Source organism: Saccharopolyspora sp. 7B (assembly GCF_020177435.1).
Lineage (GTDB): Bacteria > Actinomycetota > Actinomycetes > Mycobacteriales > Pseudonocardiaceae > Saccharopolyspora_C > Saccharopolyspora_C gregorii.
The window spans coordinates 13,115-38,208 of the sequence record NZ_JAIUKC010000029.1 but is presented as its reverse complement, the minus strand read 5'-3'; the positions used below and the strand labels follow the sequence as shown (position 1 = coordinate 38,208).

The 25,094-nt window shown below is 73.4% G+C and carries 20 protein-coding genes, 1 pseudogene and 1 riboswitch; of the genes and pseudogenes, 6 read left to right on the top strand and 15 right to left on the bottom strand.

From position 1 onward, the window contains the following. Nucleotides 1-258 precede the first annotated feature (258 nt). A complete protein-coding gene (locus tag LCD33_RS06060) occupies nucleotides 259-1,536 on the bottom strand; it encodes an MFS transporter (RefSeq protein WP_224962837.1) in 1,278 nt (425 codons plus the stop codon). Between the two features lie 327 nt (nucleotides 1,537-1,863). Here LCD33_RS06060 and LCD33_RS06055 point away from each other — a divergent pair, with 327 nt between their 5' ends. Further along, nucleotides 1,864-2,661 (top strand): DeoR/GlpR family DNA-binding transcription regulator, encoded by a 798-nt coding sequence (locus LCD33_RS06055; RefSeq protein WP_224962835.1) that lies wholly within the window; start codon nucleotides 1,864-1,866, stop codon nucleotides 2,659-2,661. Nucleotides 2,662-2,701: 40 nt separating this feature from the next. Here LCD33_RS06055 and LCD33_RS06050 read toward each other — a convergent pair whose 3' ends face one another. From LCD33_RS06050 to LCD33_RS06000, 11 genes are all read right to left on the bottom strand, one after another. Continuing rightward, on the bottom strand, nucleotides 2,702-3,655 hold the full coding sequence (locus tag LCD33_RS06050; RefSeq protein WP_224962833.1) for a glycosyl hydrolase family 18 protein: 954 nt from the start codon (nucleotides 3,653-3,655) through the stop codon (nucleotides 2,702-2,704). Between the two features lie 100 nt (nucleotides 3,656-3,755). Next, complete coding sequence (locus tag LCD33_RS06045) at nucleotides 3,756-5,102, bottom strand: MFS transporter (protein ID WP_224977600.1); 1,347 nt, start codon at nucleotides 5,100-5,102, stop codon at nucleotides 3,756-3,758. A 50-nt stretch (nucleotides 5,103-5,152) separates the two neighbouring features. After that, nucleotides 5,153-6,631, bottom strand: a complete 1,479-nt coding sequence (locus tag LCD33_RS06040; protein WP_224977599.1) for a mannitol dehydrogenase family protein — start codon at nucleotides 6,629-6,631, stop codon at nucleotides 5,153-5,155. Nucleotides 6,632-6,635: 4 nt separating this feature from the next. After that, entirely contained in the window at nucleotides 6,636-7,856 is a 1,221-nt protein-coding gene (gene manD / locus LCD33_RS06035; RefSeq protein ID WP_224962827.1) for a D-mannonate dehydratase ManD, read from the bottom strand. Beyond that, nucleotides 7,853-8,842, bottom strand: a complete 990-nt coding sequence (locus LCD33_RS06030) for a LacI family DNA-binding transcriptional regulator (RefSeq protein ID WP_224977598.1) — start codon at nucleotides 8,840-8,842, stop codon at nucleotides 7,853-7,855. The genes manD and LCD33_RS06030 overlap by 4 nt, the downstream gene beginning before the upstream one ends. Before the next feature lie 139 nt (nucleotides 8,843-8,981). Beyond that, entirely contained in the window at nucleotides 8,982-9,851 is an 870-nt protein-coding gene (locus tag LCD33_RS06025) for an SMP-30/gluconolactonase/LRE family protein (RefSeq protein ID WP_224960671.1), read from the bottom strand. Between the two features lie 265 nt (nucleotides 9,852-10,116). Continuing rightward, nucleotides 10,117-11,160 carry a zinc-binding dehydrogenase gene (locus LCD33_RS06020; RefSeq protein ID WP_224960672.1) on the bottom strand — a complete coding sequence of 348 codons (1,044 nt, stop codon included), beginning with the start codon at nucleotides 11,158-11,160 and terminating at the stop codon, nucleotides 10,117-10,119. Then, the gene (locus tag LCD33_RS06015; protein WP_224960673.1) at nucleotides 11,157-12,314 is read right to left on the bottom strand and encodes a mandelate racemase/muconate lactonizing enzyme family protein; all 1,158 of its coding nucleotides are present in this window, start codon (nucleotides 12,312-12,314) and stop codon (nucleotides 11,157-11,159) included. Before LCD33_RS06015 ends, LCD33_RS06020 begins: the two co-directional genes overlap by 4 nt. A 43-nt stretch (nucleotides 12,315-12,357) precedes the next feature. Then, nucleotides 12,358-12,657 (bottom strand): hypothetical protein, encoded by a 300-nt coding sequence (locus LCD33_RS06010; RefSeq protein WP_224960674.1) that lies wholly within the window; start codon nucleotides 12,655-12,657, stop codon nucleotides 12,358-12,360. A gap of 35 nt (nucleotides 12,658-12,692) precedes the next feature. Then, nucleotides 12,693-14,351, bottom strand: coding sequence for a sodium:solute symporter family protein (locus LCD33_RS06005; protein WP_224968384.1), 1,659 nt, complete (start codon nucleotides 14,349-14,351; stop codon nucleotides 12,693-12,695). A 52-nt stretch (nucleotides 14,352-14,403) separates the two neighbouring features. Next, the gene (locus LCD33_RS06000; RefSeq protein WP_224968386.1) at nucleotides 14,404-15,438 is read right to left on the bottom strand and encodes a LacI family DNA-binding transcriptional regulator; all 1,035 of its coding nucleotides are present in this window, start codon (nucleotides 15,436-15,438) and stop codon (nucleotides 14,404-14,406) included. A 228-nt stretch (nucleotides 15,439-15,666) separates the two neighbouring features. Between LCD33_RS06000 and LCD33_RS05995 the strand changes: the two genes are divergently transcribed. From LCD33_RS05995 to LCD33_RS05985, 3 genes are read left to right on the top strand one after another with little or no spacing between them, the layout of a single operon-like run. Beyond that, a complete protein-coding gene (locus LCD33_RS05995; protein WP_224977597.1) occupies nucleotides 15,667-16,983 on the top strand; it encodes an aminotransferase class I/II-fold pyridoxal phosphate-dependent enzyme in 1,317 nt (438 codons plus the stop codon). Next, nucleotides 16,983-18,182: a PLP-dependent aspartate aminotransferase family protein gene (locus LCD33_RS05990; RefSeq protein WP_224968388.1), complete on the top strand. Its 1,200-nt coding sequence runs from the start codon at nucleotides 16,983-16,985 to the stop codon at nucleotides 18,180-18,182. Before LCD33_RS05995 ends, LCD33_RS05990 begins: the two co-directional genes overlap by 1 nt. A 16-nt stretch (nucleotides 18,183-18,198) precedes the next feature. Next, entirely contained in the window at nucleotides 18,199-19,080 is an 882-nt protein-coding gene (locus LCD33_RS05985) for a dihydrodipicolinate synthase family protein (protein WP_224977596.1), read from the top strand. Between the two features lie 468 nt (nucleotides 19,081-19,548). On the opposite strand, the pseudogene LCD33_RS29320 reads toward LCD33_RS05985, so the two are convergent. From LCD33_RS29320 to LCD33_RS05970, 3 genes and pseudogenes are all read right to left on the bottom strand, one after another. Next, nucleotides 19,549-20,007 (bottom strand): annotated as a pseudogene (locus LCD33_RS29320) (ABC transporter permease subunit); the annotation flags it as partial. Nucleotides 20,008-20,255: 248 nt separating this feature from the next. Continuing rightward, nucleotides 20,256-21,215 (bottom strand): ABC transporter permease, encoded by a 960-nt coding sequence (locus LCD33_RS05975; protein WP_224960686.1) that lies wholly within the window; start codon nucleotides 21,213-21,215, stop codon nucleotides 20,256-20,258. Then, nucleotides 21,212-22,735 (bottom strand): ABC transporter substrate-binding protein, encoded by a 1,524-nt coding sequence (locus tag LCD33_RS05970; protein ID WP_308011230.1) that lies wholly within the window; start codon nucleotides 22,733-22,735, stop codon nucleotides 21,212-21,214. Before LCD33_RS05970 ends, LCD33_RS05975 begins: the two co-directional genes overlap by 4 nt. Before the next feature lie 93 nt (nucleotides 22,736-22,828). After that, nucleotides 22,829-22,996, bottom strand: a riboswitch (cobalamin riboswitch). A 266-nt stretch (nucleotides 22,997-23,262) separates the two neighbouring features. Between LCD33_RS05970 and LCD33_RS05965 the strand changes: the two genes are divergently transcribed. After that, nucleotides 23,263-23,997, top strand: coding sequence for a hypothetical protein (locus LCD33_RS05965; protein WP_224960687.1), 735 nt, complete (start codon nucleotides 23,263-23,265; stop codon nucleotides 23,995-23,997). Between the two features lie 325 nt (nucleotides 23,998-24,322). Next, entirely contained in the window at nucleotides 24,323-24,991 is a 669-nt protein-coding gene (locus LCD33_RS05960; protein ID WP_224960688.1) for a hypothetical protein, read from the top strand. Nucleotides 24,992-25,094: the final 103 nt, after the last annotated feature.

Below are 25,094 nucleotides of genomic sequence, written 5' to 3'. Positions count from 1 at the left end.
GTTCTCAGCGTTCTCCTCGCGAGGACAGCGTTTTCTCCTGTGGCGGAGCCACCGGTGAAAACGATCCCGCAGCGAGGAGAACGCTGAGGTTCCGCCACCCCATCCCCGAGCAACAGGAGCACAGCACGACAAAGAACTCGGCGGCTCCCCGGGCGGGGCTTCGACGATCAGGTGGCGCCCTGATCGGGAAGGGTCCCGCGGCCGGGAAGCCGCCGAGGTCTCCGCCACCGCGTCAGCGGCGGACGGGCGTGCGGGAGGTCAGTGCGCGACGACGGTGTTGTCCTCGGGCAGCGCCGCGGCCTCGCGCTGCGCCTCCTCGTTGGGGGTGCGGATGATCAGGGCGAGCACGCTGCTGGACAGGTGCAGCACGGCGTAGATCCACATGACGCCCTGGATGCCGATGATGCCGATGAACGCGGTGCCGATGGCCGGGCCGACGGCCTGGCTGGCGCCGGCGCCGAGGGTGTAGGTCGACATGACCTGGCCCTTGCGGCCGGGGGCGTGCTGGGTCATCAGCGGGGGCAGCGGCACGTAACCGGCGAGGCCGACGCCGAAGATGGCCACCACGATCGCGACCGGGATGTAGCTGTGCCCGACGGCGTTCGGGACGTAGTACAGGCCGAGGCAGGACACCGCGCCGAGCACACCGCCGAACCAGACGATGGTCTTGTGCCTGCTCCACCGGTCGCCGAGGGCACCGAAGGCGACCACGCCGGCCAGGTTCGAGCCCATCATGATCATGAGCAGCGTGGACCACTCTTCGGAGTTGAACCCGACCTGCTCGATCAGGTACAGCGGGGTGAACACCCACACGCCGAACTGCGAGGTCGTGTTGATCAGCCGGGTGAGGGCGCCGAGGCCGACCTTCGGCCGCTCGAACATGATCGTCACGCAGCCGACCAGGGTCTTGACCATGCTGGAGCCGTCGGCGGCCAGCGGTTCGAACCCGGAGCGCTCCTTGAGCATCGTGAACACGATGAACGAACCGGCGGCGATCAGCGCCAGCGAGACCCACAGGGTCGGGTAGAAGCCGAGCGCCGGCTTGAGCCCGGCGACCAGGGCGGAACCGAGGACCGGGTAGCCCATGGTGAAGGAGAACCAGTACCAGCCGAGCGCCTTGCTGATCTGCTTCTCCGGCGCCCCGACCATGATCCAGACGAGGAAGCCGTAGGCGAACAGCGGGTAACCGAGGCCGCGGACGCCGTAGGTCAGCAGGATCAGCACGTAGTTGCTGGTGGGGATGCCGATGGTGAGCATCAGCACGTGGCAGATCGCCCACAGCGCGGCACCCACCATCATGACCTTGCGCGGGCCCCACCGGTCGGACAGGCCACCGGCGAGGAAGGCGCCGACGGCCGCGGCGAGGCCGTAGACGGTGAAGACGACACCGACGCTGGACTCGGCGAAGCCCAGGTCGACCTTGAAGTAGGTGGAGAGATAACTGGTCTCCACCCCGTCGCCGATCATGAACAGCAACATGCCGACGTAGCCCCAGAGCAGGACTCGCGGGATGCCGATGCGATCGAAGAACGTCATACCGCCGCCGGACGACGCGGACGCGGGCGGTTCGTGGCCGGTTGATACCACGGTGCTGACCTCCTGGCGGGCTTCGGTGCCCGGGTAGGTGGAGCCGGATCCCCGCGCCTGAGCTCGGCGATCCGAATGTTTTTCCTGGTCACCGCCTCGCGGTGGTGACTGCGGCACGTCCGGCCGGTCGCGGTGGTCGCGGCGGACAGCCGGGTGTGTGAGAACAAGATGCTAGATATCTCAGATCTTTTCAAGATCTTCACGCAAAATATGAGATAACTAGGGGGTCACGGGCCTGGTGGGATGTGGGATAACTAGGGGACCGAGGGGAGAGCGATGTCCATCCGGAAGTCCAAGGCGGAAGTCGAGCAGCGCCGCCAGGCGGTGCTGCGCCACGTCAGCAAGGGCGGGGAGGTGCGCATCGACGACCTCGCGGCCCGGCTCGGCGTCAGCCTGATGACGATGCACCGCGACCTCGACGACCTGCACGAGCGCAAGCTGCTGCACAAGCGGCGCGCGGTCGCCATGGCGCTGTCCACCGTGGACATCGAGAGTTCGCTGCAGTTCCGGGAGAACATGCACCGCGAGGCCAAGACGGCCATCGGCGACGAGCTGCGCAACCACGTCTCCCCCGGCAGCACCGTGCTGCTCGACTGCGGCAGCACGCTGTTCCCGCTCGCCCGGCTGCTCGGCCAGAGCGAGCACAACCACGTGATCACGAACTCGCTGCGGGTCGCGTACCTGCTGGCCGACTCGACCGCGCAGGTCACGCTGCTCGGCGACCGGTTCTACCCGGAGTTCGAGTCGTGCGCGGGCCTGGAGGTGCTGCGCCAGCTCGACCGGTTCCACATCGACGTCGCGTTCCTCACCGCGACCTGCGTGCACGAAGGCAGGCTCTCGCACCCGGTGCGGGAGTACGCCGACAACAAGGCCGCCTTCGTCTCCGCCGCCGACCGGGCCGTGCTGGCCGTGGACAACAGCAAGTTCGGCCGGTCCGCCACCTACGCGTACGGGGACCTCAGCGGCTACGACACGCTGATCACCGACGACGCGGCGCCACCCGGCGAGACCGCGCTGGCCCAGGCCCTCGGCGTGCAGGTCCACGCCGTCGCCCAGACCTGGGAGGACGGCTGAGCACCGCGGGTGCCCGGCCCGTTCGCCGGGCGCGGTGCGGTCAGGCCCCGGGGGCGAGTTCCGCCAACCACCGCCAGCGGTCGGTGCCGTCGGCCGGAGCGGCGTTGAAGTACTCCCAGCCGGTGATGCCGCCGAACTCCGGGTACTTCGCGCGCAGCTCCGCGAGCACGTCCCGCAGCGTCGCCGCGTCCACGTAGCCGGAACCGCCGTTGCCCCCGTTCGTCAACGCCGTCACCGCGATCCGGTCGGCGGGGATCACCCCGCGCTCGACGATCGCATCGAAGTCCGATGTGGACGAAGCATCGCCCCAACCGTTGTAGAACTGGGCGTTGAAGAAGGCGATCTCCTCGCCGACGTCCCGGTAGAGCCGGTCGTAGTCGAAGCCGGACAGGTTGCCGCCGCCGGACAGCGCGCTGGCCACCGGGCCCATCGAGATCACGAAGTCGGGCCCGAAGTCGGCGCGCAGCGCGGTGATGACCCGCTCGATGCCCGCCAGGGACATCTCCTCCTCGACGTTGAGGTCGATCCCGTCCAGCCGGCGCTCGGCGACCAGGTCCCGCAGCAGCGGGTAGTAGGTGTCGAACTCGGCGTCCAGCCGCTGGAAGCTGCCGTGCCCGGCTCCGCCGACCATGCCGAGCACCCGCACGCCCTCGTCCTGCACCGCCGCCAGGTCCGTCCACATCGGATCGAACTTGGGGTCGTCCGGCGGGTCGTCGTTGAGGTGCACCTCGGTCGGCGAGTTCAGGTGGATCGCCCCGACGATCAGGTCGGTGACGGGCACGTCGTGGTCGGTGAGCTCGCGCGGCGAGACGTAGCGGTCGCCGTCGTACTGGGTCTGGTAGTACATCGCGGCGTGCTCGCCGCCGGCGGCGTCGGCCCGCGGCCGCACCTCCACGACGAGCGCGAGCACCACGGCCAGCACGACCGCGGTGGCCGCGACCAGCACCGCGCGCCGGACGCCGACGCGGTGGGGCGCCGGGAACTGGAGACTCATCCGCACATTCCTCGTTTCCCTCGCCCGCGCACCTGGCGGGACCATTCGACCCCGCGCGACCCGGCCGGTCAACGCCACGAACGGAGCAACGCGCTCCCGTTTACCGTTCGCCGGTCGCGTCCCGGTCGGTGGTGAGGTCGCGGTCCCGCGTCTCCGGCGCCAGCCAGGTGGCGAACCCGCTGACCAGCGCCGCCACCGACATGTACACCGCCACCGGGATCCAGGAACCGGCGAACGCGGCGACCAGCGCGGTGCACACCAGCGGCGCGATCCCGCCGCCCAGCATCGAGGAGAACTCGCGACCCAGCGTGACGCCCGCGTACCGGTAGCGGGTGCCGAACAGCTCGGGGAAGTAGCTCATCTGCACCCCGACCAGGCCGTGGCAGGCCAGCACGAAGCCGAGCACGACCACCACCACGACCGCCGCGGTGGAGCCGGTGTTCAGCGCGATGAAGCTCGGCCCGGGCAGCAGCACCAGGGCGGCGAAGATCAGCCCGGACACGGGCCTGCGGCCGAACCGGTCGGACAGGCGGCCGAAGCCGAACGCGGCGACCCCGCCGCACAGGGCACCGACCAGCAGCACCTTCGGCACCAGGTCCGCGTCCACCCCGACCGAGGACACCAGGTAGGAGGCCATGAACACCTGGTAGGTGTAGGACTGGGTGCTCACGCCGAGGTTCATCAGGAACACCAGCAGCAGCGGGCGCCTGCCGCGCCGGAACACCTCGGCGACGGGGCGGCGCGGTTCGGCCTCCTGCTCGCGCAGCTCCTGGAACACGGGGCTCTCGGCGAGCCTGCGCCGCAGTACCAGGGCGGCGACGGTGACGAACAGGCTGCTGGCGAACACGAGGCGCCAGCCCCAGCTCATCAGCTGGTCCGGCGGCAGCAGCTGCGCCAGCACCCACGCGACCGCGCCGACGGCGGTGCCCAGCGCGGCACCGGTCATCACCAGCGCGGCGAGCCGCCCGCGGCGTCCGGGCGCGGCGGTCTCGGTGAGCAGCGTCGCTCCCCCGGCCTGCTCGGCTCCCGCGCCGAGCCCCTGCAGGCAGCGGCACAGCAGCAGCAGCACCGGCGCGAGCAGCCCCACCTGGTCGAAGGTGGGCAGCAGCCCGATGGCCAGCGTCGACCCGCCCATCAGCAGCAGCGTCGCCACCAGCACCCACTTGCGGCCCAGCCGGTCGCCGAGCCGGGAGAAGATCAGGCCGCCGAGCGGGCGGGCGGCGAACCCGACGGCGTAGGTGCTGAAGCTGGCCAGCAACCCGGCGGCCGGGGAGATCCCGGGGAAGAACAGCTCGCTGAACACCAGCGCGGACGCGGTGCCGTAGATGACGAAGTCGTACTGCTCCAGGGCGCTGCCGATCAGGCCGGCCCAGGCCGCGCGGCGCACCGAGCGCTGGTCGGGTTGCGGCTGCGCGGGGGCGCTCTCGGGTGCTGCGGTGCTGTCCATGCGTCCTCGGATGGATCAGGTCGCGTGCGGTGCGACGGGCGGGTCGGAGTTCAGCCGGCGCAGGCCGCCGCGGCGGCGGCCTTCGGTCCGTGCCGGACGAGGAGGTCGAGCAGTTCGGCGACGCGGGCGGTGAAGTCGGCGTGCCCGGCGAGTTCCGCGCCGAGCAGCCCGCGTCCGAGCACTTCGTCCACAGTGGATTTCGACGACGCGCCGCGCCGCATCGAGTCCACGATGGACTCGCGTGCCGGGTCGGACATCGCCGCCGCGTGCGGACCCGCGTCGGCCCCACCGCCGAGGCAGCGCAGGTAGGCGGCGACGGTCAACGCCAGCTGCTGCGGCATCCGGCCGGCGCGCAGGTGCGCCAGCGCCGGATCCGGCACCCGCTGGGCGAGCTTGACCGAACCGTCCGAGCCGACCTGGCGGGTGCGGTGGCCCAGCGCCGAGTTCGCCCAGCGCTGGAAGAGGCTCGCGATGTAGTCCTCGGCGTCGACGGCGGCGGGCACCGCCAGCGTCGGCAGGTAGTCCGCGCGCAGCGCCCGGTCGGCGGCCTCGGCGATGAACGGGCGGGCGATCGCCTCCGGGATCGTGTCGCAGCCGTCGAGCGCGCCCAGGTAGGCGATCAGCGAGTGGGTTCCGTTGAGCAGCCGCAACTTCAGCAGCTCGTAGGCCTCGACGTCGTCGGCGAACAGCACGCCGGAGCGCTCCCACGCGGGACGGCCCGCGGCGAAGTCGTCCTCCAGCACCCACATGCTGAACGGTTCGGCGGGAACCGGCACCGCGTCGCGCACCCCGAGCAGCTCCCGCACCTCGGCGCGGTGCGCGTCGGTGGTCGCGGGCACGATGCGGTCCACCATGCTGTTCGGGAAGGTCACCGAGGCGTCCGTCCAGCGCTGCAGCTCCTCGCGCTCGGGCGCGGGCAGTTCGGCGGTGAACTCCCGCACCAGCCGCGCGGTCTGCCGCCCGTTGCCGCCGAGGTTGTCGCAGCTGAGCACGGTGATCGGCCCGGATCCGGCGCGCATCCGGCGTTGCAGGCCGCGCACGATCCGGCCGGTGGTGGTGCGCGGCGGCGCGTCGCCGCGCAGGTCGGCGCGCACCGGCTCGGAATCCAGGTCCAGCGAGCGGGTGCGCGGGGAGTAGGTGTAGCCGCGCTCGGTGACGGTGATCGTCACGATCCGCGTGTCGGGGGCGGCGATCGCGTCGAGCACCGCCTCCGGCTCGTGCGCGGCGACGAGCGCGCCGGTGTGCACGCCGGGAACGGTGGCGGTGCTGCCCGCGGGCGAGGATTCGAGCACGGCGTAGCGCAGCTCCTGCTCCCGCATCGCGGTGGCCACGGAGGTGGAATTCCCCGCCACGCCGAGGATTCCCCACGGCCCGTCGGTGTGCGCGAGCGCTCGGGCGGTGTGCACGGCCTGGTGCGCGCGGTGGAAGTTGCCCAGTCCCAAGTGGACGATTCCGGTGCGTTCCGGCGGAGCCGGGCGCAGCAGGGCGTGCGCCGGGGCCGTGGAGGCGCCGAGCCGGGGCGTGGTCATCTGCTCACCAATCCGTCATCGAACCGTCGCGGCGGCGCGCGACGGGCAGGTAGGCGGGTTCGTACGGGAACTTCGCGGCGGCGGCCTCGTCGACGGTGACGCCCAGGCCCGGTTCCTCGCCGGGGTGCAGGTGGCCGTCGGCGTAGCTCCAGGCGTGCGGGAACACCTCGTGCACCCGCTCGGCGTAGCCCATGTACTCCTGGATCGCGAAGTTCGGGGTGCTCATCCCGACGTGCAGCGAGGCGGCCAGCGCCACCGGCGACACGTCGGACGGCCCGTGCGGTCCGAGCCGCACCTGCCAGAGCTCGGCGAGCGCCGCGATGCGCCGCAGGTGCGTGATGCCTCCGGCGTGGGTGACGCAGGTGCGCACGAAGTCGATGAGCTGCTCGGTGATCAGCGACTGGCACTCCCAGACGGTGTTGAACACCTCGCCGATCGCCAGCGGTGCCGTGGTGTGCGCGCGGACGCGGCGCAGCACCTCCTGGTTCTCGGCCGGGGTGACGTCCTCCAGCCAGAACAGGTCCACCGGTTCCAGCGCCCGCCCCAGCCGCGCCGCCTCGCCCGGGGTGAGCCGGTGGTGGGCATCGTGCAGCAGGTGCAGCTCCGGGCCGACGTGCTCGCGCACCGCGGACAGCACCCGCGGGGCGTGCCGCAGGTAGGCGGCGGTGTCCCACACCTCCTCGGCCGGGGCGGCACCGCGACCGGCGGGCTCGTAGCCGCTGCCGCCGCGGTGCACCCCGTAGACGGTGTCCAGCCCCGGCACCCCGGTTTGCGCCCGCACCGCCAGGAATCCCTCCGCGCGGCGCGCGTCCACCGAGTCCAGCAGTTCCGGCACGTCCCAGCCGGTGGCGTGGGTGTAGGTCAGCACCCGGTCGCGGACGGCGCCGCCCAGCAGCTGGTACACCGGCAGCCCCGCGGTCTTGCCCTTGACGTCCCACAGCGCCAGGTCCACCGCGCCGATAGCGGTCATCGTGACCGGGCCGCGCCGCCAGTACGCGCCGCGGTACAGGTACTGCCAGGTGTCCTCGACGCGCGCCGGGTCGCGGCCGATCAGCAGCGGCGCCACGTGGTCCCGCAGGTAGGCGGCGACGGCCAGTTCGCGGCCGTTGAGCGTGGCGTCGCCCCAGCCGACGACGCCGTCCGCCGTGGTGATCTTGAGGGTGGTGAAGTTGCGGCCCGGGCTGGTGAGCAGCACTTCGGCGGCGACGATGCGGTCCCGGCTCATGCGGTCTCCTCGCGGACGGGGCCCGTGGTGCCGCGCACCACGAGCTGGGTGGGCAGGCGCAAGGTGCGCGGCAGGGTCCGCTGCCCGGCGACGGCACGGCCCAGCAGTTCCAGGCTCACCGCCCCGGCGCGCTCGATCGGGGCGGCGATGCTGGTCAGGGCCGGGTGGGTGATCTCGGCGAGCGGGATGTCGTCGAAGCCGACCACGCTGAGCCCGTCCGGGGCGTGCACGCCCAGCGCGCGGGCGCCGGAGACGACGCCGAGCGCCACCAGGTCGTTGTGCGCGATCACCGCCGTCGCCCCCGCCGCGAGCACCCCCGCCGCCGCGGCGGTCCCGCCCGCCACCGTCTCCGCCTGATGGCCCAGCACGTCCAGCCGCGCGCCCGCCTGCTCGGCGAGCGCGGTGACGATGCCGAGGCGGTGCGCGTTCGACCAGGACCGCGTCGAACCCTGCACGTAGGAGAGGTGGCGGTGGCCCAGCGCGGTCAGGTAGTCCACCGCCTGCCGCAGCCCGTCGGTGGCGTCGGAGAGCACGCAGTCGACCCCGGTCGCCGCCCGGTTCACCAGCACCGCCGGGGTCCGCCCGCACAGCGCCAGCAGTTCCTCCGCGTCCAGCCGCGGCGAGCACACCACGATCCCGTCCGCGCGACCCCGCAGGTGGGCGAGCACGTCGCGCTCCCGGTCCGGGTCGAACGCGGTGTCGGCGAGCAGCACCGTCTGCGACCGGTGCCATCCCTCGGCCTGGGCGGCCTTCACGAAGGCGCCGAACACCGGGTTCGCGATGTCCGGGACGACGACGGCGACGGTGCCGCCCCGCGGGGGCGCGGGGTGGCGGGTGCGGCCCGGGTCGTAGCCGAGTTCCTGGGCGGCGGCCAGCACCTTGCGGAGGGTGTCCGCGCCGAGCCTGCCGGGTTCGCTGAACGCGCGGGAGGCGGTGGACAGGGCCACCTCCGCGTGCTTCGCGACCTCGGTGAGCGTTGCCGCCACGTCTCCTCCTCGACACCGCACGTCGCCGGTGATCGGTGCGGGTGCGAGCCATCGAACGGCATCTTGCGCAAGGTTGTCAACGAGTTGCCGAGAGCTTGCCGAGCGCCTCCCGGTGACCGACCGGGCACGTGTTGTAGTCCTATGTGGACACGTACGGCACGACCGGGAGGCCGCGCCCCGCGCCGCGGACCACGAACAGCGCCCCCGACTCCGGGTACGCGCGCAGGTCCACCTCCTGCCGGGACGTCGTGATGTACAGGTCCGCGAGGTCCGGGCCGCCGAAGGTGCAGGCCGTGACGCGCGGGACCGGCAGCTCCACCACCGCCAGCAGCGCGCCCTCCGGCGAGTAGCGGTGCACCGCTCCCCCGCCCCACAGCGCCACCCACGGGCAGCCCGCCGCGTCCACGGTCAGCCCGTCCGGCGCGCCGAGCTCCGGGGCGATCCGCACCAGCTCGCGCCGGCGGGTGAGCTCGCCGCCGCGGTAGTCGAAGGCGTCCACCCGCTGCGTCGGGGTGTCCGCGTAGTAGGCGGTCGTGCCGTCCGGGCTCCACGCCAGGCCGTTCGAGATCGTCACCCCGGCCAGCACCACCTCGACGTTCCCGGTGCCGTCCAGCCGGTGCAGCGCGCCCGCGCCCGGCGTCGCGTCGTAGGCCATCGATCCGCAGTAGAAGCGGCCGTCCGGGTCGCACCCGCCCTCGTTCATCCGCACGCCCGGGTCCGTCCACAACGGACTCAATGGCCGGACGTCGGTGAGCTCGTCGTCCGCGAACGCGAACCCGCGCTCCACGGCGAGCACCGCCCCGCCGCCGGCTCGGGGCCGCAGCGCCGCCACCACCGCTGCGACGTGCGTCCGCCGCACCGCGCCGCCCGGCAGCAGGGTGAGCACGTCGCCGGCGAGCATGTCCACCCACCGCAGCCCCGGCCAGCCGTCGTGCCACACGGGCCCTTCCCCGTGCTCCGCGCACGCGCCGGTCACCTGCTCGGCCCGGAACCGCTCGTCCCCACCCATCGCACCTCCACTTCGAAGCGAACGACCGTTCGCCACAACCGCCGGACGGGCGGACCGCCCACCCACTTCCACCCGGCCCGGCGCCGGGTGCACGGCCCGTCCGCCCACGTGGATCAGCCCTGCTCACCCGACCACCGAACCGATCCCGCCCACCTCGCGAGTGAACGGACCGTTCGACCAACTAGATGGGACGAACAGTCCGTTCACTCCTCCCGGCGCCGAGACGATCTCGCTCACTCCGCGGGTGAACGGACCGTTCGACCAACTAGATGGGACGAACGGTCCGTTCACTCCCCGACCCGGGGGTCAGGAGGATCTTGCCCACCTGCGAGCCGGAGTCGGTGAGCAGATCCAGGGCGGTCGCGGCGTCCGCCAGGTCGAACTCGTGGGTGATGATCCGGCCCGGATCCAGCACCCCGGCGGTGAACAGCCGCACCACGTGCGTCCAGGCCCGCGACGGCGCGCCGAACACGGTGTGCAGGGTGAGCTGCGCGGAGACGAGCCGCGCGGTCACCAGCGAGTCCGATTCCGGCGGCAGCCCGGTGAGCGCGACCCGCCCGCCGCGGCGGGCCAGCCGGGTCGCCAGGTGGGCGGCGCCCGGTGTTCCCGCGGTCTCCAGCACCGCGTCGAACCGCCCGCAGCGGCGCACCGCTTCGAGCGGGGTGAGCACCGCGGTGGCCCCGCACGCCTCGGCGAGCTCCTCCCGCCCGGCGCGGGGTTCGACCACGACGAGTTCGGCGGGCCCGGTGGCGCCGAGCAGCTGCGCGCCGAGCAAGCCGAGGCTGCCGCCGCCGACGACGGCCACCCGCTCCCCGGCGACACCGCCGAGCCGCAGGCACGCCTCGCCGACGCAGGCGGCGGGTTCGAGCACGGCCGCGGCCCGCAGGTCGGCTTCGGGCGGCAGCACGTGCAGCAGCCGCGCGGGCAGCAGCAGGTGGTCGCACCAGGCGCCGGGCGAGGTGAACCCGGTTTCGGCGTACCCGGTGGTGCACAGGTTGTTCTCGCCGCGCCGGCACGCGTCGCAGGACTGGCAGCCGCGGAACCCCTCGCCGACGACGTGGTGCCCGAGGTAGTCGGCGGGAACGTCCGGTCCGACGGCGAGCACGGTGCCGGACCACTCGTGCCCGGGCACCACCGGGTAGCGGACGAACCCGTCGGGTCGCCCGCCGGTGAACAGTTCCCGGTCGGAGCCGCAGATGCCGCTCCAGGCGATGCGGACCAGCGCTTCGCCCGGCCCGGGTTCGACGGGGTCGGCGGCGGCGACGCGGAGTTCGCCGGGCCGGTCGATGACGACGGCGCGCGCGGTCACCGGCCGCTCCCGGTGCCGCGGAACTGCCAGTCCTGGGCGTAGAGGTCGAAGTGCGCGCTCTCCGGCGGGTGCTCGCGCACGAAGTCCACGTCGAGCTCGACGCCGAGCCCGGGCGCGGTGGGCAGCGCGAAGTACCCGTCCACGACCTCGGGCAGCCCGGGCGCGGCCTGCTGCACGTGCCGGTCGGCGAAGTCGTTGAAGTGCTCCTGGATCTTGAAGTTGGTGGTGGCCGCGGCGAGGTGCAGGTTGGCGGCGGTGAGCACCGGCCCGCCGACGTTGTGCGGGGCCACGAGCACGTAGTGCGTCTCGGCGGTGGCGGCGAGCTTGCGGGTCTCCTGGATCCCGCCGAGGTGCCCGATGTCGGGCTGGATGATGTCCGCGGCGCGCCGCTCGAACAGCTCGCGGTACTCGATGCGGTCGTGCACGCGTTCCCCGGTCGCGACCGGCACGTCCACCTTCTCGGCCACTGTGGACAGTGCGGCGAAGTTCTCCGGTGGCACGGGTTCTTCGATCCAGCTGGGCGAGTACGGCACGAGTTCCCCGGCGATGCGGACGGCTTCGGCGGGGGTGAACCGGCCGTGCATCTCGACGAGCAGTTCCACGTCGGGCCCGACGGCGTCGCGGACGGCTTCGACGAGCGACACCGAGCGGCGGCGCTCGTCGGCCTCCAGTTCCCAGCGGCCGGGACCGAACGGGTCGAACTTGAGCGCGCGGTACCCGCGGTCGACGACTTCCCTTGCCGCGGCGTGGAATTCCTCGGGCGTCCGCTCCACGGTGTACCAGCCGTTGGCGTAGGCCTTGATCCGGTCCCGCACCTTGCCGCCGAGCAGCCGCCACACCGGCTGGCCGAGCGCTTTGCCGATGATGTCCCAGCAGGCCATCTCGACGCAGGCGATGCCGGACATGGCGATCTCGCCCGCCCGCCCGTAGTCGCCGTGCTTCATCCGCCACACCAGCGATTCCAGGTCGAACGGGTCGGTGCCGACGAGGTGGCGCGGTTCGGCTTCGCGCAGGTAGCCGAGCAGCGCCTGGGTGTGTCCGAGCATCCGGGTCTCGCCGACGCCGACGAGCCCGTCGTCGGTGTGCACCCGCACGTAGGTGAGGTCGCGCCACGGGGTGCCGAGCACGAAGGTGTCCAGGTGGCTGATCTTCATCCGTCGTCTTCTCCGATCCGTTCGCGGCCCGGGAGGAACCCGCTCATTCCGCGGGAGGTTCGTGGCGCAACGGGCGGATCCGCTGCCACAGCAGGAAGAACGCCCCGACGAGCAGCATCGACACCCCGGTCCACAGGTTGATGTTGATGCCCTGCGCCTTGGCGATCGCGGCTTCACCGGCGAACAGCCCGGCCCCGCCGATGAGCAGTCCGTAGAAGACGAACAGCCCGCCGATCACGCTGCGCACGTCGAACAGCCGGGCCGCGGTGCCGGATCCGCGTTCCAGCTCCGCCACGTCGGCGGCGTGCTCGTCGGGCCTGCCGTGCGGTTCCGGTTCGGTCATGGCGGCCTCCTTTCCGTTGCACATCAGGGGAGAACTCAGAACGAGAACGGCAGGTAGCACAGCGCGGCGAGCACGATCGCGCCCCAGCCGAGCAGCGCCGGGCGGCGGTACCAGGCGGAGTCGCCGGGCAGCACCTCACCGGCGTCGGCGGCCGCGGCGCGGGAGTAGACCAGGCCGCGCAGCTCGTGGTCCGGTTTCGGCGCGGTGGCCAGCGCCACCGGCACGCTCACCGCGACGTCCACCGTGAACGCGATCATCGAGGAGATCATGTTGGCGCCCTGGTCGGTGCTGATCGGCACCACCCCGGTCTTGTAGGCGACGTAGAAGCTGATCGGCGCCACCGTTCCCGCCAGCAGCCCCCAGAACCCGGCCTTCGCGGTCATCCGCTTCCAGAACAGCGCGAGGATGAACGTGGCGAACAGCGGCACGTTGAAGAAGCTGAACAGCGTTTGCAGGTAGTTCATGATGTTGCTGAACGAGGCCGCGATGAACGCGGTGCCCATCCCGGCCAGCACCCCGACCGCGGTGATCACCCGGCCCACCCGCAGGTAGTGCTCGTCGGGCATCCCCGGTTTCAGGTAGGGCCGCCAGATGTCGGTGGTGAACACGGTGTTGAAGCTGGAGACGTTCGCGGCCATGCCCGCCATGAACGAGGCCATCAGCCCGGTGACGGCGAGCCCGAGCACCCCGTTCGGCAGCAGATCCCGCATCAGCAGCGGGATCGCGTCGTTGTAGTCGTAGGCGCCCTGCCCGATCTGCGGGTACACCAGCAGCGCGATGATGCCGGGCAGCACCACGATCAGCGGGATGAACATCTTCGGGAACGCCGCGATCAGCGGGGTGCGCCGCGCCGCGGAGAGGTTCCGGGCGGACAGCGAGCGCTGCACCTCCGCGAAGTTCGTCGTCCAGTACCCGAAGGACACCGCGAACCCGAGCCCGAGGGTGATGGTGAGCCAGTTCGCGCCGAGCGGGTTCTCCTGCCCGAAGCCGGTTCCGCCCCACGCGGTGAGGAATTCCGGCCCCGGCCCGGCGAAGACGCGGTCGATGAAGCCGTCGACGCCGCCGACGCGGGCGAGCCCGAGCACGGTCAGCGGCACCAGCGCGGCGACGATCACGAAGAACTGCAGCACTTCGTTGTAGATCGCCGAGGACAGCCCGCCGATGATGATGTAGGCGAGCACGAACACGCCGGCGAGCCCGATGGACAGCGGCAGCGGCCAGCCCAGCAGGGCGCGCAGCACGATGGCCAGCGCGAACAGGTTCACCCCCGCGATCAGCACCGAGGCGATGGCGAACAGCGCGGCGCTGAGCAGGTGCGAGGAGCTGCTGAACCGCAGCAGCAGGAACTCGGGGACGCTGCGCACCTTCGAGTTGTAGTAGAACGGCATCATCACCAGGCCGAGGAACACCATCGCCGGGATCGCGCCGATCAGGTACCAGTGGATGGTGTAGGCGCCGTACTGCGCGCCGTTGGCGGCCATGCCGAGGATCTCGGTGGCGCCGAGGTTCGCGGACACGAACGCCAGCCCGGTCACCCAGGCCGGCAGCGATCGGCCGGAGAGGAAGAAGTCCAGGCTGTTGCGGACGCTGCGCCGCGCGGCGAGCGCGATGCCGAGCACCACCGCGAAGTAGACGATCAGGATGAGGTTGTCCATCCAGTTCATGGACAGCCGCAGGCCATCGGCGCTGATCATGGTCCTCGTCCCCTCGTCTTCGTCGTCGAAGTCGATCCGGTGGCCGGGTAGGTCACCGCATGGGGCCGGTGCTCTCGCGCACGACGAGTTCGGCGCGCACGATCGCCCGGTCCGGTACGTCCTCCCCTTCGACGAGCCGCAGCAGCTGGTCGAAGGTCTTGCGCCCCAGCGCGAGGAAGTCCTGGCGCACGGTGGTCAGCGGTGGTGAGTAGTAGGCGGCTTCGGGCACGTCGTCGAAACCGACGACCCGCACGTCGCCGGGCACCGATCGGCCGCCTTCGGACAGCGCGCGCAGCAGGCCGAGCGCCATCTGGTCGTTGGCGGCGAACACGGCCGAGGCCGTCGGGTGCCGCAGCAGTTCCAGCCCGGCCTCGTAGCCGGAGCGCGGGCTCCAGTCGCCGCGCAGCACCGGTGGCGCGGTGCCGCCGTGCGCGGCGAGCGCGTCCCGCCACGCCTGTTCGCGGGCTTCGGTCTCGAACCAGCCGCAGGGCCCGGAGAGGTGCCAGATCTCGTCGTGGCCGAGGGAGAGCAGGTGTTCGGTGGCGCGGCGGCCGCCGTCGCGCTGGTCCACGGCCACGACCGGCACGGGCGCCTGGTCGGTGTCGGCGACGGCGACGACCGGCACGTCGCCGGGCAGTTCGTCCAGGGAGCGCCCGGTTTCGGCGTGCGGCGCGATGACGACGATCCCGGCGACGCCCTGCCCGCGCAGCGCGTCGACGGCTTCGCCGACGCGGGCGCGGCCCGGTTCGCGGACGCTGGCCACCGACACCGCGAACCCGGCTTCGCGGGCGGCGTTCTCGATGCCGAACAGGGTGCTGGCGGGTCCGTGCAGCACCGAGTCGAGCGCCACCACGCCCAGCACCCGGGACCGCCCGGTGGCCAGTCCCCTGGCGTGCGGGTTGGGCCGGTAGCCGAGGTGTTCCACCGCGTCGAGCACGCGGCGCCGCGTCTCGGCCCGCACCGGACCGGTGCCGTTGACGACGCGGGAGACGGTCATCTGCGAGACCCCGGCGAGCCGGGCCACGTCGCCGAGGGAAGCCCGCTGGCCGGGCGCACCGACCGCCGGACCACCGGTTTCGCCGCTCATCGCCCGCACCCGCTCCTCCGCCAGCCGTGATCGAGCCGCCAGTGTTAGCGCTAACACCGGGGTGGTCAAGGTGCCCGGGGCGGAATTGCTCCGCCCGCCGCGACGACGTTGCGGTGGATGGCCGCCGCGGCGGGTCCGACCGGATCCGCACCGCGCCGATCCCTCTCCCGGAGTGCCGAACACCACCTGACCTTCCCTTTTTGTCCTAGGACATTTACGGTCGATGGCATGTCGGGAGGACGCGTGCGCGGCACCACCGCCGCCGAGATCGCCGACTCGGTCCGAGGGCTGATCGCCACCGGGGCCCTGGTCGCGGGCAGCGCGCTGCCGCCGATCCGGGAGCTCGCCGCCGAACTGGGCGTCAACCGCAACACCACGGCGGCGGCCTACGCGCAGCTCGCCGCCGCCGGGATCGTGGAGACCCGGCGGCGCGGCGGCACGGTCGTGCGCGGCCTGCCCGCGGTGGACGGCGAAGGCCGCGGTGCCGCGGGGGAACTGGTGAACCTCGCCGACGGCAACCCGGACCCCGCTCTGCTGCCCGACCTGCGCGCCGCGTTCGGAGCCGGCCGCCCGCCGGTGCTGTACGGGAGCGCGCCGGTCGACGAATCCCTCGCGGCGTGGGCGGAATCGGAGCTCGCCCCGGACGTCGGGGACGTCCCGCACGACCTGGTCCTCGCGCACGGCGCGGTGGACGCGGTGGAGCGGCTGCTCGGGGCGCACCTCACCCGCGGGGACGCGGTCGCGGTGGAGGACCCGTGCTTCCTGGCCGGCGTCGGCACCATGCGGCTCAACGGGTTCCGCAGCACGCCGGTTCCGGTGGACGCGGACGGCATGACGCCCGACGGACTGGCCCGCGCGCTGGACGCGGGCGCGCGGGCGGTGGTGTGCACGCCCCGCGCGCACAACCCGACCGGCGCCGCGATCACCGCCGGACGCGCCGCGGAACTGCGCGCGCTGCTGTCCCGGCGGCCGGAGGTGCTGGTCGTCGAGGACGACCACTTCTCCGCGATCTCCGCCCGCGCCTACCACCGCATCACGCCCGCGGACGCGCCGCGCTGGGCCCTGGTGCGGTCGGTGTCGAAGTTCCTCGGCCCGGACCTGCGGCTCGCGTTCGTGCTGTGCGACCCGGGCAGCGCCGCGCGGCTGAGCACCCGGTTGAGCTCCTCGGCCGGGTGGGTGAGCCACGTGCTGCAGCACCTGGTGTCGGCGCTGCTGCACGACCCGGGCACCGCGCGGTTGCTGCGCCGCGCCCGCGACCGGTACGCGCGGCGGCTGAGCTCGCTGACCGGCGCGCTCACCGAGCAGGGCGTGGAGCTGCCCGCCGGGGACGGGCTCAACGCGTGGATCCCGGTGGGACGGCGGGAAGAACGGCTCGTCCGGGAGCTCGCCGCGCGCGGCTGGGCGGTGCGCGGCGGCTCCGGGTTCGCGGTCACCGGACGCGGTGCGGGGGCGCTGCGCGTGACCTCCTCGACGATCACCCCGCGGCGGGCGGCGGAGTTCGCCGCCGACCTCGGCGCGCTGCTGCGCACGACGAAGGGAAGCTGATGCCCGACAAGCACGATCCGGCCACCGTCTCCGACGCGACGTGGGCGGTGCACGGCGGCAACGCCACCGACGCCTCGGGGGCGCTGCGCACCCCGCTGGTGCTGGCCAACTCCTACCTGCTGCCGGACGACCCGTCGCAGCTGTCCTGGTCGGACCCGAACACCCGGATCTACGCCCGCAACGGCAACGTCAACCAGCACGCGCTGGAAGCGAAGCTCGCCGCGATGGACGGCGGCGAGTCGGCGCTGGTGTTCGCCAGCGGGGTCGCCGCGCTGCACGCCGTGTTCTTCACGCACTTGCGCGCGGGCGACCACGTGGTCGTCTCGGCGGTGACCTACGAGGCGGTGTGGCGGTTGTTCGCGGAGCTGCTGCCGAGCCGCTACGGCATCGAGGCCACGTTCGTCGACACCACCGACCTGGACGCGGTGCGCGCGGCGATGCGCCCTGCGACCCGGCTCGTGCACGTGGAGACCATCGCCAATCCGACGACCGCGGTCACCGACATCGCCGCGGTCGCCGAGATCGCGCAAGCGGCGGGGTCACTGCTGAGCGTGGACGGCACGTTCACCCCGCCGCCGCTGTACCGGCCGCTCGCCGACGGGGCGGACCTGGTGGTGCACTCGCTGACGAAGTTCATCAACGGGCACGGCGACGCCATGGGCGGCGCGGTCATCGGTTCCCGCGAACTCGTCGCGCGGATCCGGGCGGACGCGGGCGTCGACGTCGGCGGCGTGCTCGCCCCGTTCAACGCCTGGCTGATCATGCGGGGGTCGGTGACGTTGCCGCTGCGGCTGCGCCAGCACCTGGCGAACGCGCAGCGCATCGCCGAATTCCTGGACGCCGAGCCGCGGATCGCGTTCGTCGCCTACCCCGGGCTGCCCGGGCACCCGCAGCACGAGCTCGCGGCGCGGCAGTTCGGCGGCCGCGGCTGCGGGGCGGTGCTGGCGTTCGCGCTGGACGGCGATCCGGCGGTGCAGAACCGGTTCACGGCCGCGCTGCGGGTGATCACCTCGGCGGTGTCGCTGGGGCACGACGAGTCGCTGATCGTGCACGTCGCGGCCGGGGCGCGCGGCGGCGACGAGCACTACCCCGAGCAGTTCCAGCGCTACGGCCACCTGCGGCTCGCAGTCGGGCTGGAGGACGCCGACGACCTCATCGCCGACCTGCGCGGCGCGCTCGACGCCGCGCTGCCGGCCTGACCTCCGAGGAAGACGCATGTTCACCGGACTCAGCGCGTTCCCGCTGACCCCCGTCACCGACCGAGGCGTCGACGAAGCCGCGTTCGCGGGGCTCGTCGAACGGCTCGCCACCGCCCCCGTCGACTCGATCACCGCGCTCGGCTCCACCGGCAGCTACCCGTACCTGGACCGGGCGGAGCGCGCCCGGGTCGCGCGGCTCGCCGTGCGGCACGCCGGGGACGTCCCGGTGCTCGTCGGCATCGGCGCGCTGCGCACCCGCGAGGTGCTGGCGCTGGCCGAGGACGCGCAGGAGGCCGGGGCGGCGGGCGTGCTGCTCGCCCCGGTGTCGTACCAGGCGCTGACCGACGAGGAGGTGTTCGGGCTCTACGCGGACGTCACCGCGGCGCTGTCGGTCCCGCTGGTGGTGTACGACAACCCGGGGACCACGCACGTCACGTTCACCGACGAGCTGCACGCGCTGATCGCGGCGCTGCCGAACGTCGCCTCGGTCAAGATCCCCGGGGTGCCGGAGCCGGTGGACCGCGTCTCCCGGTTGCGCGGCCTGCTGCCGGAGCCGGTGACGATCGGGGTCGCCGGTGATCCGCTGGCCGCCGAGGGCATCCTCGCCGGGTGCCGGGCCTGGTACTCGGTGCTGGCCGGGACGGTGCCGGAGGCCGCGGCGGCGATCGCGCGCCCCGCGTTCGCCGGGGATGCCGCCGCGGCGACCGCGGAATCGGACCGGTTGGCGCCGCTGTGGGAGCTGTTCGGCCGGTGCGGCAGCCTGCGCGTGGTGTCCGCGATCGCCGAGGAGCTCGGGCTCGTCGCGCACCCGAACCTGCCGCGCCCGGTGCTGGGCCTCCCGACCGCGGAGCGCGCGGAGGTGGCGCGGCTCGTCGCCGAACTCGATCTCCTCCGCTGATCCCGCCCGACCCATCCGAGGGTGAACGGACCCGCTGCCCGACCGGCTGGGACGAACCGTCCGCTCACCCGCACCCGCGCAGAGACGATCTCGCCCGGTCATGGGGTGAACCGGCCCCTGGGGCCCCGGGTGTGGGCGGCCGGGGCGGGGCCGCCCCCCCCCCCCCCCCGGGGGGGGGGGGGGGCCCCCGCGGGGGGGGCCCCCCCGGCCGCCCCCCCGCCCCCCCACTAGCCCGTCCGCCCCCGGTGTTGGGGTCCACTGCTTTTGGTCTGTGGTTTTTGTGTCTCCCGCCGGCGTCCACTCCACCCGCACGACCCGGGTGGGCGGATCGTCCGACCGATGCGGGGGACGAACGGCCCGCTCACTCGTCGCGGGCCGGGTGCCGGGTCCGCCCGTCACCAGGTACCGGTCCACGAGCAGGTTGAGGCCGGTGCACAGCGCCACGAGCAGGCCCGCGGGCACCAGCACCGCGCACGGCTGCAGGAACAGCGCCTCCTGGTTGCGCTCCACCAGCACCGCCCAGTCCGCGGTGGCCGGGTCGATCCCGAGGCCGAGGAAGTTCGCCGAGGCCACCAGGTACAGCACCAGGCTCAGCCGCCCGCCCGCGTCCACCGCGACGGGCCCGAGCACGCCGCGCCCGACGTAACCGAAGTGCACCCGCCACCACGATTCCCCTTGCAGCGCCATGGCTTCCACCACGCCGCTCCGCCGGGCGCCGAGCGCCGCACTGCGCACGATCCGCACCACCGCGGGCAGCTGCAGCAGCGCGACGGCGACGACGAGCGCCGCCCCGGTCCGAGTGCCGGTCGCGGCCAGCACCATGAGCACCAGCAACCCGGGCAGCGCCAGCACCAGGTCCAGTCCGCGGGTCAGCCACCGGTCGACCCACCGGTGGGGCTGCCCGACGGCGGCGAGCGCCAGCGGCACCCCCACCAGGTAGGTCAGCAGCAGCGCGCCGCCCGCCAGCACCAGCACCGAACCCCCGCCGTGCAGCGCGAGGGCCAACACGTCCCGCCCGAGCACGTCGGTGCCCAGCGGGTGGTCCGCCCCGGGCGGCAGCAGCGGGACGTTCGCGGCCCGCACCGATCCGCCGCCCGGCAGCAGCCCGGCGAGCACCGGCCCGGCCAGCGCCGCCAGCAGCGGCACCCCGAGCAGCAGCCACCCGGCGGCGCGGCTCACCGCGCACCCGCCCGGAACCGCCGCGCCACCAGGTCGATGACCAGGTTGATGCCGATGGTGATCGCCGCGAACAGCAGCGCGTAGCCCTGCACCACCGGCAGGTCGCGGGCCTTGACCGCTTCCACGAATCCGGAGCCGATCCCGCCGAGCGCGAACAGCGCCTCCACCACGACGACGCCGCCGAGCAGCCCGTCCACGGTGCGCGCCAGCTGCTGCAGCACCGGCCCGATGGTGTTCGGCAGCACGTGCCGCAGCACCACGTCGCGCTCGCCGAGACCGGCGCGGCGCACGTGGGTGGCGTACTCGGCGCCGTTCGCGGTGACCACACCGGTGCGGACTTGGCGGGCGAGCGCGCTGAGCTGCTTCGCGGCGAGCACGCCGACGGGCAGCACCAGCACCGCGGGCTGCGTCACCAGCGACCACCCGGACAGCCCGCCCGCGGTGGCCGGCAGCCAGCCGGCCCGCACCGCGAACACGCCGACGAGCAGCAGCGCCAGCGCGAACTCGGGCACCGAGTTCAGCAGCACCACCACCGAGTTCACCGCCCGGTCGAACCGGCTCCCGGCGCGCAGCCCGCTGCGCACGCCGAGCCACCCGGCCAGCGGCAGCACCACCAGCAGCGTCAGCGCGGTGAGCAGCGCGGTGGTGGCGGCGTTGCGGGTGATCTCGTCGAGGACGGGCCTGCCGGTGCGCAGCGAGGTGCCGAGGTCGCCGTGCAGCACCCCGCCGGCCCACTGCGCGAACCGCGTCCCCCACGGCTGGTCGAGCCCGAGCCGCCGCCGCAGCACCTCCACCTGTCCGGTGTCGGCGTGCTCGCCGAGCACGACCTGCGCGGTGTCGCCGGGCAGCAGCGCGGTCAGCGCGAACACGCCGACGGCGACCGCGGCGATCTGCACCAGCGCCACGCCGAGCCGGGGCAGCACCGCGGCGGACGCCCGCGCGGCGGGCGCGATCAACCCACGCTCACCCGATCGAAGCGGGCCCAGTCCAGCGAGTTCGGCGGCGCGCCCCGCACCCCGGCCACGGAGGTGGCGGTGGCGACGTTCCAGCCGCTGAAGCCCCACACCACGTTGCCGCTGTTCTCCCGGGCGAGCCGCTGCGCGCGCACCAGCAGGTCGGCTCGGCGGGCGTCGTCGGCGGTGGCCAGCGCCCGCCCGTAGAGCTCGTCGAACTCGGCGGAGCGGTACCCGGTGTAGTTGTTGCTCCCCGCGTCCGAGGTCATGCGCTGCCCGAGGAACGTCGGCACCGGCAGCGCCGCGGTCCGGGACAGCGAGGCGACGCCGTGCTCCTTGATGTCGGAGAAGTACGTTTCGGCCGGCCCGATCCGCGGCGACACGCGCATCCCCGTCTCGCCGAGCTGCTGGGCGATGAGGCTGGCGGCGGATTCGAAGTAGGGGTCGACGGAGCTGGTCTGCAGCTCCCAGCTCAGCCCGTCTGCCCCGGCTTCGCGCAGCAGCGCGCGGGCGGCGTCGACGTCGCGCGCGGGCGCGGGCAGGTCCGGCGGGTAGTACTTCAGCCCGGCGCCGAACAGGTCGTTGCCGAGCCTGCCCTGCCCGCTGAGCGCGATGTCCAGCAGCGCCTGCCGGTCCAGGCCGACGCGCACCGCCCGCACCAGCCGCGGATCGGAGAACGGCGGCCGGTCCACCTTGAGCAGCAGGGCCTGCATGGTGCCGAACGGCGCCGAGTGCACCCGCGCCCGGCCGCCCTGCTCCAGCAGCCGCACCGAGTTGGCGCTCACGTCGTGCGCGTAGTCGACCTGCCCGGACAGCAGCGCGTTGACCCGGGCGCTCTCCTGCTCCATGGGCACGAATTCCAGCTCGGCCGGGGTCGCGGGCCCGGACCAGTGCCGGTCGAAGCGGGCGAACACGGCGGTCCCACCGGGTTCGAAGGAGACGAACCGGAACGGGCCGGAGCCGACGGGCGCGGTGAAGTCGGTGGTGCCCGCGGGCACGATCTCGGTGGCGGGCGCGCCCCACGCCGACGGGAACTCGAAGTTCGGCGCGCCCAGCACGAGTTCCAGTTCGGTCGCCGAGATCGCCCGGCTGGCGCCGAAGTCGACGTCGGCGAAGTGCGAAGCGGACTGGGCCGCGGTGGCGTCGTCGGCGATGCGCCGGTAGGTGAACAGCACGTCCTCGGCGGTCACCGGCCTGCCGTCGTGGAACTCGGCCGGGCGCAACCGGATCCGCCACCGGGTACCGGTCGGGTCGGGCTGCCAGCTCTCGGCGAGCCGCGGCACCACGCTCATGTCGTCGGCGTAGCCGACGAGCGTGTCGAACAGCGCCTTCGCGCGGGCCTGGTCGACGAACAGCGAACCGGTGTGCGGGTCGAGCGATTCGGTGGCGCCACCGGCGGGGAACGCCAGCCGCAGCCTGCCCGCGCTCGCCCCGGAACCGCCGGCGCAGGAGACGAGGGGGACCGCGGCGATCGCTCCGGCCACGCCCGCGAGCAGCCGCCTGCGGCCGATCACGCCGCTCACGCGGCGCGGGCCGGTTCGGGAACAGCGGGGAAACCGGGCGTGTGCGGCGAATCCGGGTGCACTGCGTACCTCCTCCGGGGCTCCGCGACCCCGTGCGAATCGGTACGACGGTGCCAGTCTCCTGACTCGCGGATCGACGTCGCGCCCGGCCTTCCCATCGGCTGCCCGACAGTGGCGCTGGTGGACGCGGCTCCCCGTTCACAGTGGCGGGACCGCACCGGATTCGCACCGGTTTCCTGCACACCGTCGCATTGGAACGACTCGTCAACTTTTCAGCCTGCGTCGTGCCTTGTCAAGGAAGTGTGAACCGCTCGGCATCCCGTCACCGCGGGTCGCGGTGCCGTCGCCCACCGCCCGCGCGCGGCGGAGCGGCCCGCCCGGTCTCCTCCGGAGAACGGTGCAGCACCCGTTGGGCGAGCGGGCGAGGGGATTCCCGCGTTCGGCAGCGGGGAGCGCGCGGAACCGCGGCGGCCGCCACCGCACCGGGCAGACTCACCGGCACCCGCCGACGACGACGAGGAGCCGCCATGCCCACGCCCGGTTTCCCACCTGGAACCCTGGACGCCACCGGTTATCCGATCTGGCTGTCCGAACTGGACGTGCCGGGTCCGAACCACACCGCGCACCTGGTGCGCGACCTGGAACCGGCGCGGGCGCTGGAGGTGCTCGGCGCGGACCCGGGTTCCGCCGCGGCGTGCACGCTGCCCGAACAGCGGCCGGACGAGTTCACCTCGCTGCCGCGCGCGGCGCTCGGCGATCCGCAGTGCCTGTCGGTGCTGCTGGCGACCCGCATCGGCGGCTGGACACTGGTCTTCGACGACGCGGGCACCACCTTCCAGGTCGGTGGCCTGGACACGATGCGCGCACTGCTCGACGGGATGCGCACCGGGGACTGGTCCGCGCTGCAGGAGCCGGAGGTCCCGCGGACCGTCCCGCGAGCACCGGCGGAAGCCCTCTCCGCGTCCGGCGGCCCGGCGGTGACGTTGCACGCCAACATCAGCGGGTTGCTCAGCCTCGACTACGCGGTGGACGGTTCGCGCGCGTACCGCACGACTTCCGACGACCTCGATCACGAGACCGCCGAACCACCGGCCGAGGTGCGCGCCGCCGCCGCGGCCGCCGGCATCGTGGAGCGCGCCCACCTGGAGCCGGGCGAGACCGACGAGGCCGCGGTGACCCGCATCGGCTGCGCGCTGGCCGGGGTGACGTGGACGATGGACGACCTGCGGGCGGCTCCGCTGCTGGCGGTGGCGCTGACCTGAGCGCCCGCGCCCCGCGTTCCCCTCGCGCGGTTCCGGGGCGCGTCGGCGGGTTCCGCAGCGGGTGGTCGCGCAATGGTGGGAAGCGCAGCGGGTGGGAGCGCAGCGGGTGGTGCCGCGACCGGGGGTTCGGATCCGGGGAGACTCGCCCCCGACTCTTTCGTCCACTGTGGACGAAATCTGCAGTCCGGCCATTCCGGAGAGCGGGACACGCTTGGAGCCGGAAGTCCGCTCACACGGCGAAGACCTCCACCTGACCGTACCGGGACGGAATTGTCGGTGCCCTGGGGCAAGGTGCCGAGAAGAACCGAACCGACTGGAGACGACGATGCCCGAACCCGCCTTCCCCGCCGCAGCACTGGATTCCGGGGGCCGCCCCGCGTGGATCACCGAACTCGGCGCGGAGGACCCGCACCAGATCGTGCACCTGGTGCGCGACCTCCAGCCGCGCGAAGCGCTGGAAGCGCTCGGGGCGCGGCTCGCGCACGCGCGCCCCTGCACGCTCCCCGAGGAGCGGGCCGACGAGCACTCCTCGCTGCCGCGCACCGCGCTCGGCGAGACCGACTGCGCCTCCGCGCTGCTGGCCGGGCGGATCGGCGGGTGGACCTTCGTGTTCGACGACGCGGGGCACACCGACTCGGTCTCGAACGAGCAGGGCGGGCTCGAATCCGCCGCGCTCGCCCTGTCCCGCACCGGCGGGGCGGCGCTCAGCCTGGCGCACAACTTCGACGGACCGTGCTGCGGCCTCGAATTCGCCGAGGACGGCGCGGAGGTGCTGTGGACGAACTCCGACGACCTCGAAGGCTCGCTCCCCGAGCTGCCGGACCGGATCCGGGAGGCGGTCGCGGCCGCCGGGATCGTCGAGCAGGACCACCTCGACCCGGGTGAACTGGACGAGGAGGCCGTGATCCGCACCGGCTGCGTGCTGGCCGGGATCACCGGGTGGACCTCGGCGGACGTGCGGGCCGCCGACCTGGTGCTCGTCCCCTTCGGCTGACCACCGCGGCGGGGGGGGGGGGGGGGGGGGGGGGGGGGGGGGGGGCGCGGGGGGGGGGGCGGGGGGCGCCCCCCCCCCCCCCGGCCCCCCCCGCGCGGGGGGT

What these genes read in the sequence shown, in the direction of transcription:
- LCD33_RS05990 (WP_224968388.1), top strand. Translation starts at nt 16,983, where the DNA reads ATGCCCGACAAGCACGATCCGGCCACCGTCTCCGACGCGACGTGGGCG.
- LCD33_RS06015 (WP_224960673.1), bottom strand. Translation starts at nt 12,314, where the DNA reads ATGAAGATCAGCCACCTGGACACCTTCGTGCTCGGCACCCCGTGGCGC.
- LCD33_RS06025 (WP_224960671.1), bottom strand. Translation starts at nt 9,851, where the DNA reads ATGGGTGGGGACGAGCGGTTCCGGGCCGAGCAGGTGACCGGCGCGTGC.
- LCD33_RS06040 (WP_224977599.1), bottom strand. Translation starts at nt 6,631, where the DNA reads ATGACCACGCCCCGGCTCGGCGCCTCCACGGCCCCGGCGCACGCCCTG.
- LCD33_RS06010 (WP_224960674.1), bottom strand. Translation starts at nt 12,657, where the DNA reads ATGACCGAACCGGAACCGCACGGCAGGCCCGACGAGCACGCCGCCGAC.
- LCD33_RS05960 (WP_224960688.1), top strand. Translation starts at nt 24,323, where the DNA reads ATGCCCGAACCCGCCTTCCCCGCCGCAGCACTGGATTCCGGGGGCCGC.
- LCD33_RS06045 (WP_224977600.1), bottom strand. Translation starts at nt 5,102, where the DNA reads ATGGACAGCACCGCAGCACCCGAGAGCGCCCCCGCGCAGCCGCAACCC.
- LCD33_RS06000 (WP_224968386.1), bottom strand. Translation starts at nt 15,438, where the DNA reads ATGAGCGGCGAAACCGGTGGTCCGGCGGTCGGTGCGCCCGGCCAGCGG.
- LCD33_RS06005 (WP_224968384.1), bottom strand. Translation starts at nt 14,351, where the DNA reads ATGATCAGCGCCGATGGCCTGCGGCTGTCCATGAACTGGATGGACAAC.
- LCD33_RS06050 (WP_224962833.1), bottom strand. Translation starts at nt 3,655, where the DNA reads ATGAGTCTCCAGTTCCCGGCGCCCCACCGCGTCGGCGTCCGGCGCGCG.
- LCD33_RS05985 (WP_224977596.1), top strand. Translation starts at nt 18,199, where the DNA reads ATGTTCACCGGACTCAGCGCGTTCCCGCTGACCCCCGTCACCGACCGA.
- LCD33_RS05995 (WP_224977597.1), top strand. Translation starts at nt 15,667, where the DNA reads ATGTCGGGAGGACGCGTGCGCGGCACCACCGCCGCCGAGATCGCCGAC.
- LCD33_RS06060 (WP_224962837.1), bottom strand. Translation starts at nt 1,536, where the DNA reads ATGACGTTCTTCGATCGCATCGGCATCCCGCGAGTCCTGCTCTGGGGC.
- manD (WP_224962827.1), bottom strand. Translation starts at nt 7,856, where the DNA reads ATGAGCCGGGACCGCATCGTCGCCGCCGAAGTGCTGCTCACCAGCCCG.
- LCD33_RS05965 (WP_224960687.1), top strand. Translation starts at nt 23,263, where the DNA reads ATGCCCACGCCCGGTTTCCCACCTGGAACCCTGGACGCCACCGGTTAT.
- LCD33_RS06055 (WP_224962835.1), top strand. Translation starts at nt 1,864, where the DNA reads ATGTCCATCCGGAAGTCCAAGGCGGAAGTCGAGCAGCGCCGCCAGGCG.